This is a genomic window from Pseudomonas sp. Sample_23 (assembly GCF_004307595.1).
Taxonomy (GTDB): domain Bacteria; phylum Pseudomonadota; class Gammaproteobacteria; order Pseudomonadales; family Pseudomonadaceae; genus Aquipseudomonas; species Aquipseudomonas atacamensis.
In genome coordinates, this window is sequence record NZ_RCNX01000088.1 from 38,490 (window position 1) to 51,159 (window position 12,670).

11 protein-coding genes are annotated in these 12,670 nt (G+C 59.3%); 8 read left to right on the forward strand and 3 right to left on the reverse strand.

Annotated elements, in window-relative coordinates; genetic code table 11:
• Window positions 1-117: 117 nt before the first annotated feature.
• The gene (gene tal / locus D8U82_RS23780) at window positions 118-1,044 is read right to left on the reverse strand and encodes a transaldolase (protein ID WP_016775468.1); all 927 of its coding nucleotides are present in this window, start codon (window positions 1,042-1,044) and stop codon (window positions 118-120) included.
• A 202-nt stretch (window positions 1,045-1,246) separates the two neighbouring features.
• Window positions 1,247-2,203, reverse strand: coding sequence for a cellulase family glycosylhydrolase (locus D8U82_RS23785; protein WP_016775467.1), 957 nt, complete (start codon window positions 2,201-2,203; stop codon window positions 1,247-1,249).
• A gap of 289 nt (window positions 2,204-2,492) precedes the next feature.
• Between D8U82_RS23785 and D8U82_RS23790 the strand changes: the two genes are divergently transcribed.
• From D8U82_RS23790 to D8U82_RS23825, 8 genes are all read left to right on the forward strand, one after another.
• Complete coding sequence (locus tag D8U82_RS23790) at window positions 2,493-2,933, forward strand: low molecular weight protein-tyrosine-phosphatase (RefSeq protein ID WP_123441997.1); 441 nt, start codon at window positions 2,493-2,495, stop codon at window positions 2,931-2,933.
• 39 nt (window positions 2,934-2,972) lie between these two features.
• Window positions 2,973-5,195, forward strand: a complete 2,223-nt coding sequence (locus D8U82_RS23795; protein WP_123441998.1) for a polysaccharide biosynthesis tyrosine autokinase — start codon at window positions 2,973-2,975, stop codon at window positions 5,193-5,195.
• Between the two features lie 40 nt (window positions 5,196-5,235).
• Window positions 5,236-6,318 (forward strand): glycosyltransferase, encoded by a 1,083-nt coding sequence (locus tag D8U82_RS23800; protein ID WP_130903108.1) that lies wholly within the window; start codon window positions 5,236-5,238, stop codon window positions 6,316-6,318.
• A 15-nt stretch (window positions 6,319-6,333) separates the two neighbouring features.
• Entirely contained in the window at window positions 6,334-7,446 is a 1,113-nt protein-coding gene (locus D8U82_RS23805; protein WP_041477306.1) for a polysaccharide pyruvyl transferase family protein, read from the forward strand.
• Window positions 7,443-8,675: an oligosaccharide flippase family protein gene (locus tag D8U82_RS23810; protein WP_130903109.1), complete on the forward strand. Its 1,233-nt coding sequence runs from the start codon at window positions 7,443-7,445 to the stop codon at window positions 8,673-8,675. Before D8U82_RS23805 ends, D8U82_RS23810 begins: the two co-directional genes overlap by 4 nt.
• Window positions 8,666-9,769, forward strand: a complete 1,104-nt coding sequence (locus tag D8U82_RS23815) for a hypothetical protein (protein WP_016775461.1) — start codon at window positions 8,666-8,668, stop codon at window positions 9,767-9,769. The genes D8U82_RS23810 and D8U82_RS23815 overlap by 10 nt, the downstream gene beginning before the upstream one ends.
• A gap of 12 nt (window positions 9,770-9,781) precedes the next feature.
• On the forward strand, window positions 9,782-10,828 hold the full coding sequence (locus tag D8U82_RS23820; protein ID WP_130903110.1) for an acyltransferase: 1,047 nt from the start codon (window positions 9,782-9,784) through the stop codon (window positions 10,826-10,828).
• 109 nt (window positions 10,829-10,937) lie between these two features.
• Window positions 10,938-12,068: a GDSL-type esterase/lipase family protein gene (locus D8U82_RS23825; protein ID WP_130903111.1), complete on the forward strand. Its 1,131-nt coding sequence runs from the start codon at window positions 10,938-10,940 to the stop codon at window positions 12,066-12,068.
• A 178-nt stretch (window positions 12,069-12,246) separates the two neighbouring features.
• On the opposite strand, the gene D8U82_RS23835 is transcribed toward D8U82_RS23825, so the two are convergent.
• Entirely contained in the window at window positions 12,247-12,660 is a 414-nt protein-coding gene (locus D8U82_RS23835; RefSeq protein WP_016770593.1) for a mannose-1-phosphate guanylyltransferase, read from the reverse strand.
• Window positions 12,661-12,670 lie beyond the last annotated feature (10 nt).

Genomic DNA, 12,670 nt, shown 5'->3' on the forward strand with positions numbered 1-12,670 from the left:
CCTTGTGGGAGCGAGCTTGCTCGCGAAGGTTTCAGTTCGGTCAACGCGCCTCTCAATGCAGAATGAAAAAGGGCGAACCTGTGAAGGTTCGCCCTTTTTGCATTCTACAAACTCAGATCACAGCTTGGCCTGCAGCAATGCTTCCAGTTTTTCCTGATCGCGGGCGAACTGACGGATGCCTTCAGCCAGTTTCTCGGTGGCCATCGCGTCTTCGTTGGACAACCAGCGGAATTGCGCTTCGTTGAGGCTCAGACGCGCTTCACCGGCATTGCCCGGTGCCAGTTTGCGTTCCAGCTTGCCGGTATCGGCGGCGAGCTTCTCCAGCAGTTCGGGGCTGATGGTCAGGCGATCACAGCCAGCCAGTTGTTCGATCTGGTTGATGTTACGGAAGCTGGCGCCCATGACCACAGTCTTGTAGTCATTAGCCTTGTAGTAGTTGTAGATGCGCGTCACCGACTGCACGCCAGGATCATCGGCGCCGGTGTAGTCGTTGCCGTTGGCCTTCTTGTACCAGTCGTAGATACGGCCCACGAACGGCGAAATCAGGAACACCCCGGCGTCGGCGCAGGCGGCGGCCTGGGCGAAGGAGAACAGCAGGGTCAGGTTGGTCTGGATGCCTTCCTTTTCGAGGATCTCGGCGGCGCGGATGCCTTCCCAGGTCGAGGCGATCTTGATCAGCACGCGGTCGCGGCCGACGCCGGCCTTGTCGTACAGCTCGATCAGACGATGCGCGCGCTTGAGGATCGCATCCTGGTCGAAGGACAGGCGCGCATCCACTTCGGTGGAGATGCGACCCGGAACCACGTTGAGAATTTCCTTGCCCACTGCGACGCCGAAACGGTCGCTGGCCAGGCCGACATCGCCCTTGCAGTCGCGAACGCAATCGTTCAGCAGTTCGGCGTAACCGTGAATGGCCGAAGCCTTGAGCAGCAGGGAAGGGTTGGTGGTGGCATCGGTCGGTTTGACTCGGGCGATCGCTTCGAAGTCGCCAGTGTCGGCAACCACGGTGGTGAACTGTTTGAGTTGTTCCAGCTTGGAAGTCATGGGCGTGCTCTATCCTATGGGTCTGAAGACATTACCCGAGCGCTGACGGGCACTCAAGGGTGCATTCGTGGATCGATGGCCCCTGCGGCAACAACCTGAAAACGATTGTTTGAAAGGCGGGGCGCGGTGTCGCTGAATACGATGCCAAAACAGCCCACAGGTTCAAAGCAACCGACCTGTGAACAGACCGGTTGCCCAAGGTTTACTCAGCGTTCAACAGACCTTCTACCGACAAGCGTGCCGGTTTTGGCTGGCCGTCAGAGGTGAGAAAGCCGAAGTTCTTTTCGCGATCGTTGCTGCCGGAATCACTGTTCCGCCATTCATAGATAGACGTCAGGGGAATATTCAGGCGTTTAACGTCGGTAATAAACGCGTTGATCTTGGTCGCTTGCCCCTCGGGACCACCGTTGGAGGCGAGGGCCGAAACCCCCCATTCACTGATGACCCCCGGCAGATTGAAGTTCTGCTGGATGAAGGTCTGTGCGTTGCTGATCTGCGTCGCGGTCATCCCATAAGGATGATACGAAACCGCGTTGAGGCATTTCGGGTAATCGCTGACGATACTTTTCATCGCCACCGTCGACGCCGAGCCCGCGCTTGGCGGGCGGGCGAAGCCGAAACCGACCCGTGGTGTCGTCTGCGGCTGACCTTCGAAGGCCTTGCACATGCCAGCCATGAACGGCACGAAGGTGGTATCGAAATTGCGCGTCGGCCAATAGGTTTCCAGGTCCGGCTCGTTCCAGATTTCGATCGCCACCAATTGCGAACTCCAGGTTTTTTCCAGCCCGGTCACGGTGGTGGCGAACTTACCGCCGGCGGCGTTCAGCTCCTCCGGCGAAGTGGCCGGCAATGCCTTGATCGCGCGCACCGTCAGCAGCACCGGCAGGCCGGCGGAAGCGGCGGCGGCGAAGGCGTCGCTGACCTGTTTCTGATACGTCTTGGCGGTGAGGCTGTCGCTCCACACACCGAAGCGCACAAAGCTGAAGCCTGCGGCCTTGATTTGCGCGGCATCGGCGGCGGTGAAGCTCTGGATTTTCACCTGCACGCCGATGGTTTTTGCTGGAAGGTTGGGGAACAGCTCACTGGCGTGAACCTGGCTGGTGGCACCGAGCGCCATCAGGGCGAGGGCGGCGAGTGTATTGCGCTGTGCTGTTTTCATGTCTGCTCTCCTGAAGAGAATGACAACTACGAATATTTATCCCGTTACTCAATTTCCGATAACGGTGATGGCACTAAGTGCGCGAATGTTATTTTTTGTCAGGAAAACAGCAACTGAAAATCACAGTTATTTTTAGTCCGCTAATTGTGGTTGGGGCGGCTTAAAACGCTGTGGTACTTAATGTTCCTGTACTAACAGGGCGAAGCTATTTCTGAGTGCAGGAAAGTCGAGAGGGTTCATTAACTTTCACGGCATGTTGGCTGTTTGATATTACACAGGAAAGCAAGACTTGTTCAAAAAGATCCTCGTTGTCTGCGTGGGCAATATATGCCGAAGTCCGACGGCCGAACTACTGCTGCGCAACGCGCTGGGCCCGTCCGCCATCACCGTGTCTTCCGCCGGCCTGTCCGCCCGCGTCGGCGAGGGCGTGGAGGCCTCGGCGCGGCAGGTTCTCGAAGAACACGGGCATTGCGCCGAGGCCTTCAAGGCGCGGCAACTGACCTCGGACATCGTCAATGACTCGGACCTGATCCTGGTCATGGAAAAGACCCACGTCAATCAAGTGCTGAAGATTGCCTCGCACGCCCGAGGCAAAGTGTTTCTGCTCGGCAAGTGGCAGAGCGAGCGCGAAATACATGATCCGTATCGTCAAGGCAAAGCCGCGTTTATTCATGCCCACGCATTGATTGAAGATGCTGTTAGTTCATGGGCAAAGCGTCTCGGGCATTGATGAATCTTCTTCAGAACAGTAAATGGTAAGAACAGACTTATGCAGTTACCGTCCGTAATCGGCACCCGCGACAATGATCAAGACAGTATTGATCTGCTCGGCATCTTCGGCAGCCTGATCGACCAGAAGTGGCTGATCGGCGCGCTGACCGGTGCCTTCATGGTCACCGGCGTCGCCTATGCGGTTCTGGCAACGCCGGTGTACCTGGCGAACGCGCTGGTGCAGGTCGAACCGAAAAAGAACGACATGCTCGGTTTTTCCGACCTCAACAGCATGCTCGGCGGGCAATCGCCGTCGGTGACCGAAATCGGCATCATCAAATCCCGCGCGGTGATCGGCAAAACCGTTGACGACCTGCGCCTGGATATCGACGTCACCCCCAACACGTTCCCGTTGATCGGCGGCTTTCTTTCGCGGCGTTATCGCGGAGACAGCGAGACCAGCGTCGCGCCGCCGCGTTTCGGTTTGACCAGTTATGCCTGGGGTGGCGAGCGCCTGGAATTCACTCGGCTGCAATTGCCGAAAGACCTGCTCGGCAAGAAACTCACCCTGATCGCCGGCGAGCAGCAGCGTTTTCAACTGTTCGATGAAAACGACAATCTGCTCGCCGAAGGCGTGGCCGGCGAAGCGTTTGCCAACGACGGCGTAGAAGGGCAGATCGCGCACTTGTCGGCCAACCCCGGCACGCGCTTTCAGGTGGTGCGCAATCCACGCATCGTGACCATTCAGGGCTATCAGGACGCGCTGGATATCTCCGAACAGGGCAAGGAGTCGGGGATCATTCGTCTGGCGCTGGCCAGCTCGGACGCGGCCGAGGCGGTGAAGATCCTCAACAAGATCGCCTCGCTCTACGTCGAGCAAAACGTACGGCGCACTTCGGCGGAGGCCGCGCAGAGCCTGGCCTTCCTGCAAAGCCAGTTGCCCCAGGTCAAGCGTGATCTGGCCAAGGCCAGCGACGCCTTGAATGCCTACCAGACCCACGGCAAGACCGTGAACATCTCGCTGGAAACCCAGTCGGTGCTGGGCCAGTCGGTGGCGCTGGAAACGCGCATCTCCGAGCTGAAAATGCAGCAGGCCGAACTCGATCGCAAGTTCACCAAACAGCACCCGGCCTATCGCGCCTTGATGACGCAGATCGGCGAATTGACCCAGCAGCAGAAATCCCTCGAAGGCAAGGTTCAGGACTTGCCGGCCACTCAGCAGGAATTGCTCAACCTGACCCGCGACGTCGAGGTGGCTTCGCAGATCTACACGCAGTTGCTGAACAAATCCCAGGAACTCGACATCGTCCGCGCCGGGGCCGTCGGCAACGTGCGCCTGATCGACACTGCCGATGTCGACCTGACCAATCCGATCAAACCCAAAAAACCACTGATCGTGCTGATCGCGACATTGCTTGGCGCGTTTGTCGGCGTGGCCCTGGTGCTGCTGCGCAAATCCCTCAGCCGAGGCCTTGAAGGCCCGGAAGGCATCGAGCAGTTGGGCCTGCCGGTTTATGCGTCGATTCCCTACAGCGCCTTGCAGGAAGAAGAGGACAACAAAAAGGGCCGCGCCCGCGATGGCGTCGACAAGCCGGCGTATCTGCTGGCGCTGCGCAACCCGACTGATCTGTCGATCGAATCGATCCGCAGCCTGCGCACCTGCCTGCACTTTGCCGGGCTCGATTCGACCAACAACCGCATCATGATTTCCGGGCCGAGCCCGCAGGTCGGCAAGACCTTCGTTTCGTCCAACCTTGCGGCGGTCATGGCCCTGAGCGGCCAGCGCGTGGTGCTGATCGATGCCGACATGCGCAAAGGGCACCTGCACAAAACCCTCAACACCCCGATCAGCAACGGTCTGTCCGACCTGCTGGTCAAGCGCTGCACCCTCGAACAGGCGATCAACAAGGTCGAAGTCGACAACCTGCATTTCATCAGCCGGGGGCAAGTGCCGCCCAATCCTTCCGAGCTGCTGATGCACGCCAACTTCCGCGAACTGCTGGCAGAACTCAGCGAGCGCTACGACCTGGTGATCATCGACACGCCGCCACTGCTGGCAGTGACCGATGCCGCCATCGTCGGTCGCGAAGCCGGCATCAGCCTGATCGTCACCCGCTTTGGGGTGAACCCGGCCAAAGAGATCGAACTGACCATTCGCCGCTTCGCCCAGAACGGCATCGAGTTGAAAGGCGCGGTGTTCAACGGCGTCGAGAAGCGTGCGGCCAGCTATTACGGCGGCACTGGCTATTACAACTACGAATACGCGTCCGACAAATCCTGATGGTTGCCGATTGTTCTTTCCTGTTTGAAGTGGGTGAGCTGTGAAAAAAATACTGCACGTGGCAGAGACGATCAAAGGTGGCGTGGCGACGGTGATCCGCACGATCTCGGCATCGCCTGAAGATGACGCGGCGAATTATCAACTGGTCTATCTGGTGCCCGAGGATCAGGCCAGGGAGCTGCACGGCATCGCCCCGCAGCAGGTGCGCACTTTTCCACGCAGTGGCCGCAACGTGCCGTCGCTGCTGCGTTTCGCCTGGCGTCTGAGCCAGGTGCTGCTCAAGGAAAAGCCCGACGTCGTGCATTTGCACAGCACCTTTTCCGGGGTGATCGGCCGTGTTGTGTGTGTGCTGCTGCGACCATGGCGCAAGCCGAAAATCGTCTACTGCCCGCATGCGTTTTCGTTCCTGATGGAAAGCTCGCCGACCAAGCAGAAAGTCTATGCGTGGATCGAGCGCGTGCTGCAGAAAGTCACTGACGTGATCATCTGCGTCAGCCAGTACGAGCTGGATAAAGCCGCGCGTTTCGGCATCGAGCGCAAGCGCATGAAGCTGATCTACAACGGCATTCATCACAAGGATGACGCGCCGAAAACCACTGGCGCCGAGCCGATTCATCTGCTGTTCGTCGGGCGCCTGGATTACCAGAAAGGCTTCGACGTGCTGCTCAAGGCCTACGCCAAGGTCAATCGCAACGACCTCAAACTGACGGTCGTTGGCAGTGCGGTCAACGAAGACTCTGTCGAGTGCCCGCCGATGGATTCTGTCGAGTACCTGCCCTGGGTGACGCCGAGTGAAGTGCAGGCGCTGTATCAGAAAGCCGATGCGCTGATCGTACCGAGTCGCTGGGAAGGCTTTGCCATGGTGCCGCTGGAAGGCATGGCCATGGGGCTGCCGGTGATTGCCAGCAACTGCACCTCGCTGCCGGAACTGGTCACCAACGAAGTGTCCGGCTACGTCTTCCCCTCCGGCGATCACCAGGCGCTGGCCGATGTTTTGACGATCATCCAGAAGCCGCGCCTGCTCGACCTCGGCAATGAAGGCCGGAGCATTGTCCGCGAACGCTTCAGCGCCGCGTTGATGATCCGCCAGACCTACGACCTGTATCACGCTCCCACTTATTAAGTAGAACTCAAGCTTATGAACGTAACGATTTTGCATGGCTACAGTGCGTCCAACTCCGGTGACGGTCTGCTCGTCGATCTGGCCATTGCTCTGGTGCAGCGTAACTTCGGTGACGACACCGCGATCAGTGTCGTGGCGTCCGACCCTGAGTCGTTCAACTATCTGCCGCACCCGCGTTTCGATGCGCCGGTGATGGCGGCTAAAGGTCTGGGGCGGGTCAAGCAAGCGGTGTTTCTCAATCAGTCCTACGCCGGGCTCGCCGATCTGCTGAAGAAAACCGATCTGATCGTCGGTGTCGGCGGCGGTTACATGCGATCGAAAAGTGCCTTCGAACACATCAAGCTGAAGCTCGGCCACGCCAAGCAACTGGAAACCGCGATTCTCAGCAAAGTGCCGTCGGTGTACCTGCCGCAGAGCATCGGCCCGTTCCACGGTGAGAGCAGCAAGATCGTTGAGCACTACGCCAGCGCCGATGCGGTGTTCGTGCGTGACAACCGTTCCTCGGCAATTTTTGATGCTTGCGAAAACGTCTACCGCGCGCCGGATCTGGCGGTGCAGTCGCTGGCGAGCAAGATTCTTCAGCAACCGAAATTCACCCGCTGCGCCGCCTCGCCGGCGACAGTCTGCGTGGTGCTGCGCAAGCCGCCGGAGTGGAGCAAAGAGAAGAAGGTCGCCTACGTGGCCAATCTGAAACTGCTGCTGCAGCGTCTGAAGAACAAAAGCAAAGTGGTCTGCGCCGTGCAAAGCGCGGTGCGCGGCAACGATGACGGCGCGTTCTACCGCGAGCTGGGCATCAACGAAGATCTGCTGTCGCTGAAGGCAACCATTGCCAAGTACCAACCGGACCTGGTGATCTCGGTGCGTCTGCACGGCGCCATCGAATCGCTGCTCTCCGGCGTGCCGGCGTATCACATCAGCTACGAGCGCAAAGGCTTTGGCGCCTATCAGGACATGGGCGTCGAGGACTGGGTGATCAACGGCGGCGATATCGACGTCGACACCATCATCAACACCGTTTACGCACCGAATGCGCTGGCGGATTTCGGCAAGCGCCTGACCGATACTTGCCGCGAAATCGAAGCGAAAACCGTGGCCATGGACGAAATCATCAAGGGTGTCGTTCGATGATATTTCGGCTGTTGCTTCGCGGCGGAGCCTTGGGCGCGAAGTTCTTGCTGGTGTTGGCCATCACCCATTACCTCGGTTACGAGGCGCTGGGTTTTTACGGTGTGGTGGTCGCGGCGTCGTTGATCGCGTCGAAGTTCTATAGCGTCGGCTTCAGTTCTGAAATCAACCGGCTGATCAGCGTCGGCGGCAGTTCGCGGCGGGTGGTCGACAAGGTTTTGCTGCTGTATCTGGCGGTGGGGCTGTTGTTGTCGATACTGACGGTACTGATCTATTCGCTGTTCCAGTCGGTGGAAGCAACCGCCACGTTGATCCTGTGCGTGACCCTGGTGCTGCTCACCGAACATCTGTCGTTCGAAATCAATTCCTTCGTGTTTTCCGCGCAGAAAGCCACCGCCGGAGCTCTGCTGTTCTTCATCAAGACCGGCCTCTGGGCGGTGTTGGCGGTGGGCGGCATGGTGCTCGGCTGGGTCGCGGGCATCGCCAGTGTGTTGTGGCTGTGGGTCGCCGCCAACGTGCTGGTGATCGTCGCCGGTTATTTGATCGTGGTGAATGTGCACAAGGGCCGCGAAGCCGCGCCGCTGGACACCGCGACGGTGTGGAAGGCCGGGTTGCCGTTCTATCTCGGCACCGGTCTGATCGCCCTGAGTCAGTATGCCGAGCGCTTTCTGATCATCGACCTCGAGCCCTACGCCAGCCTCGGTAAATACGTGTACGCGTGGTCAGCGGCCAACACTTTGCAGGCATTGTCGTATGCGGTGGTGGCGGTGGTCGGCATTCCGGTGCTGGCCAAGCGTTTCCAGGCCGATCAGCAGGCATTCACGGTCAAGCAACTGTTCGTCAACAAATGGGTGATTCGCTCGCTGGTGGTTTCCGCCGTTGTGGCCGTGGCGATCTATGTGTTTTTCAATGTGCTGCTCGATTACGTCGCCGCCAGCGTGCCGCGTCCGGATAACGCGCTCCTCGCGGTGCTGATCTTTTCGTTCGCCTTGCGGGCGATTGGCGACATTGTCTGGGGCGGTTTGATTGCCTCGAAAAACAGCCGGGTGTCGCTGGCCAGCGCTGCGCTCTGCCTGCTGATTTCAGTGCCGGTCAGCTATGTGCTGATCAAGCATTACTCGATCTATGGCGCGGCGTGGGGCAATGTTTTCGCCATCGTCGTGCAGCTCAGTGTGATTGCACTGTTGACCCGTGTCAGCGGCGCGAAAAAGGCTGCGCTGTCATGGGCCTGAAACTGCCGCGCATCGAGTTTCGTGGGCGCAAATTCGATTCGTCGATTTCCTTCCTGATTCTGTTCACCGGGCTGTTTCTGTCAGTGGCGATGCCGTTGCTGGTGCCGCGTGATCCGGGGCCGGATGCGATGACGTTGTGGTCGTCGTATGCGCGCGCCGACAACTGCAATTTCTGGAACCCGTTCTCGCCGGATCGCTCGTCCTACGAATGTTCGGCGTTCCTGCTGCGGCCCACCGGGATCAACCTGACCAATGCCTGGGCCTATGGCATGTTCTGCAATTTCTTCCTCACGGCGATTCCGGTGGTGGTGTTTCGGCGCATGCCGCTGACCATTTTCGGCACCCTGTGCCTGTGGGGTATCGTGCGCTCGTTTTTCCTCGAGAACCTGACCAAGGAAATCATCGTGTCGGTGGCGGTGTTGAGCATTCTGCTCAGCGCATTGACGCGCAAATATCGCGGCGGTTTTTTTCTTTCGGCGGTGATTTACGGCGTGTTGATCCGGCCGTACTGGATTCTGTTTTCGCTGTCGTGGGTCGGCGTCTGCGTGATGAAAAAGTACGTCTCGCGCTTCACCTTCTTTCTGATGCTGTTCCTGTTTTATCTGGCGGTGGCCATGGCCATTCAGCTGGCGCTGGGCTTTCCGGTGTCATCGATCCGGGCGAGCAACAACGAGCTGCGCACGGCGGGCGAGGAGGGCTCGAAGTCGCTGATCGTCTCGTGGCTCAGCGGCAGCGACTTCGTCTCCCAGGCACTGGATTCGATGATCATTTTCTTCCGCCTGTCGTTCCCGGTTGAGCTGATTCTGCTGTCCGGGCCGGGGCAGGTGATCTTCGTTGCGCTGATGATCATGACTGCACTGCTGCTGTTCAAAGTCATCACTTCGACCGACTACAAGGGCGCGCCGATCCAGACCAAACCCAAGGAACTGATCGCGATTCCGCTGGCGTTTCTGTTGGTGCAAGGCTTGTTCGAGCCGGACTTCGGCTCCTTCGCCCGCCACTTCTCCATGGTGGTGCCGGTGTTGTTCGTCGGCCTGGGCTTGATGCTGCGCGCGAACAAACCGGTGCAGGTCGAATCAAGAATTCTCACTTAAGGCAGGTGCTCTATGTCGAGCAAGAAAAAATCCCTGGAGATCGAAACCCTGCGCGGCCTGGCGTGCCTGCTGCTGGTGCTCTATCACGTCATCGGCCCGCTGGGCGGCGGCTTGAAGATCGACATCGGCTCACCGTTCCGGGTCATCGCCGACTCGATGGTGTACGTGCGCATGCCGCTGTTCACGTTCATCTCCGGCTACATCTATTCGATCTACAAGATTCGCGGCAATGACTTTGCCGCGTTCTTCGCCGGCAAGGTGCGGCGGCTGATCGTGCCGCTGTTCTGCGTCGGCGTGCCGTTCTCGGTGCTGCAAGCGGTGGGGCCGGGGGTGAACAAGGACGTCGGCGTGATCGATGCGTTGTTGTCGTTCTGGGTACCGATCAACCACTTCTGGTTCCTGCAGGCGGTGTTCAGCATTTTCATCTTCGTCGGTTTGCTGGAGTGGCGCGGTCTGCTGCGTTCGGCGACGCGGTTGTATGGTTTGTTTGCGTTTGCGGCGGTGTTGTTCCTGCTGCCACCCTTGCCGCTGGATGCGTTCGGTATCAACGGTGCGATTTACCTGCTGCCGTTTTTTGTTGCAGGGATGATCGGTCAGGAAAATGTCGATGTTTTGAAACAGCGTTTCAAAGTGATCGGGCCGCTGCTGTTTGTGCTGATCTCGCTGACGCTGTTGTATGTCGCGGCGATTGATCGTGAGCTGATTGTCGATCGCCGCAGCCTGATTGGTTTGACGGTGGGGTGCGTGTCTTGTATCGCATTGCTGTCGAGTGACATGCGCTCGAAAGCGCTGACCTGGCTCGGTGGATATTCCTATGCGATTTTCCTTTTTCATGTGCTGTTCGCAGCCACGTCGCGGTTTATCCTCGGGCGCCTCGGCGTGAAGGATGAGAGCTTGCTGGTGCTGGGTGGTCTGAGTTGCGGATTGCTCGGGCCGGTGCTGTTGGCGATGGTGTTCAGCCGGTTCAATTTCACCTCGGTGCTGTTCCTTGGCGAGCGCGCGGCGAAGAAGAAAGCACCGGTGATTGTCGCTCCGGTGGTGCAGACGCAGAACAGCTGAAAGCTTCGCGAGCAGGCTCGCTCCCACAGAGGTTGTGTGAATTGCACAAGGTCTTTTGTGGGAGCGAGCCTGCTCGCGAAGGGGCCATCCCGGACAAAGGAAATATTCAATGATGCCAGTAGACGCCCCTCAACCAGTCGCCACCTCGGCCATCACGATAGACGATGCCCGCCAGCGCTTTGCGCAGTGGCGCGAGGGCAAGGCCGGCAAGGTGCTGGCGGTTTCGGTGATCGGCGACAGCTACACCGCCGGGCAGGATTTCTACCTGAATAAACTGGTGCAGCGAGTGGCCGCCGAGGTGGGTTTCGCCGGCCCCGGTTACGTCGGTTTCAACCACGGCGCGGCGCTGGGCGGCACGCATTTCAAATACACCCGCAGCAGCGACAAATACTTCGGCGGCGGCTGGAAGGTTTCCGAGCTGGGCCAGGCCAGCCCGGACAGTCGCACGATCAGCGGCAAGCCGGGCGCCTGGTTGCAAGTCGATGCCAGTCCTTCGCCGCGCATCGATACCACGGTCACTCAGGCGAAACTGTTGTATCTGGGCAACGGCGAAGCCGACGAGCTGCGCTATCGCTGGTCGCCCGCGCAAGCCTGGCAACCGTTGAAACTCGCAGGCTCGGGCGTTCAGGAAGTCGCGCTAGCGGGCGTTCCATCAGCCGCAGACTGGTCATTCAGACTGGAAGTGGTGAAGGGCGCGCCCACGTTGTTCGGCCTTTGGATGACGAATGATGAGAAGGGCATTCGGGTGTCGAAACTGGCGGCCTCCGGCGCGGCATCGGCGGATTTCTATCACGCCGATCGACAGTGGCAGGCGCAATGGAAAGCGGTGGTGTCGAAGATCCCGGCCGACGTTTACCTGATCATGCTCGGCGGCAACGATCAGGGCTTCGGCGTCAAACCTGCGCAGTACCTGCAAAACGTTCAGGGCCTGGTGAGCATGCTGCGCGAGATTCAGCCGGCGGCGAGCATCAACCTGATCATGCGTCAGGACACCACGCGCTCCAGCGCTTATCCGATGTCGGCCTATGCGCAGGTGCTCGAACCGTGGGCGCGGGAGCAGCATTTGGGCTTCGCCAACCTGCAATGCGCCTTCGGCCCCGACGTCAAACGCTACGCCAGCGCGATGATTGGCCCGGACAAGATTCATCCGTTGCCGGCCACGGGCGGGAAGGTGATTGCCGATTATTTTTATCGCTGGATAACGGGTACGAGTACCGGTTGCGACGACTCGCCACCCTGATCGTTCCCACGCTCCGCGTGGGAATGCCGCCCGGGACGCTCCGCGTCCCTCCGCAGCGTGACGCAGAGCGTCACTGGATGCATTCCCACGCGGAGCGTGGGAACGATCAATGCTGACTGTGCCGCCGCTTTCGCGAGCAGGCTCGCTCCCACAATGGATCGGCGTGACGCCCGGGTGATCAGGCGTCGTGTTTGAAGGCGTCGATGAGCCCCAACAGTTCGTCAAGCTTGCGCGGCATCAACCGCGCATCGCAGCGGGTTTCAACATTAATGATGATCGCCGGATCGTTGCAGCAGATGCGCACGCGAAAACGCCAGTCGCTGAAGATCACTTTCAGACCATCGCGGTCGTCCATTTCCAGCGCCTGTTCGCCATACAACGCCTTCAGGTGCGCGAGCAGCGGATAAGGATCGCGCAGCGGCCGGCGAATATCGCCGGACGCAGGAAACACACCGATCCGCTCCACCAGCAGAATCGTGCCCAGCCAGGTCTCGTTGGCGCTGGGCAGCGGTTGATGGCGCGACAACCAGCTCATCACCCCGAGGTTGCCCACCTCACGTTCAATCTCTGTCGAATGTTGTGCAATGTTCATGGTTGCCTGC

Excerpts from the sequence above, each read along its gene's own strand:
- tal (WP_016775468.1), bottom strand. The coding sequence starts at position 1,044 with ATGACTTCCAAGCTGGAACAACTCAAACAGTTCACCACCGTGGTTGCC.
- D8U82_RS23785 (WP_016775467.1), bottom strand. The coding sequence starts at position 2,203 with ATGAAAACAGCACAGCGCAATACACTCGCCGCCCTCGCCCTGATGGCG.
- D8U82_RS23795 (WP_123441998.1), top strand. The coding sequence starts at position 2,973 with ATGCAGTTACCGTCCGTAATCGGCACCCGCGACAATGATCAAGACAGT.
- D8U82_RS23805 (WP_041477306.1), top strand. The coding sequence starts at position 6,334 with ATGAACGTAACGATTTTGCATGGCTACAGTGCGTCCAACTCCGGTGAC.
- D8U82_RS23810 (WP_130903109.1), top strand. The coding sequence starts at position 7,443 with ATGATATTTCGGCTGTTGCTTCGCGGCGGAGCCTTGGGCGCGAAGTTC.
- D8U82_RS23815 (WP_016775461.1), top strand. The coding sequence starts at position 8,666 with ATGGGCCTGAAACTGCCGCGCATCGAGTTTCGTGGGCGCAAATTCGAT.
- D8U82_RS23820 (WP_130903110.1), top strand. The coding sequence starts at position 9,782 with ATGTCGAGCAAGAAAAAATCCCTGGAGATCGAAACCCTGCGCGGCCTG.
- D8U82_RS23825 (WP_130903111.1), top strand. The coding sequence starts at position 10,938 with ATGATGCCAGTAGACGCCCCTCAACCAGTCGCCACCTCGGCCATCACG.
- D8U82_RS23835 (WP_016770593.1), bottom strand. The coding sequence starts at position 12,660 with ATGAACATTGCACAACATTCGACAGAGATTGAACGTGAGGTGGGCAAC.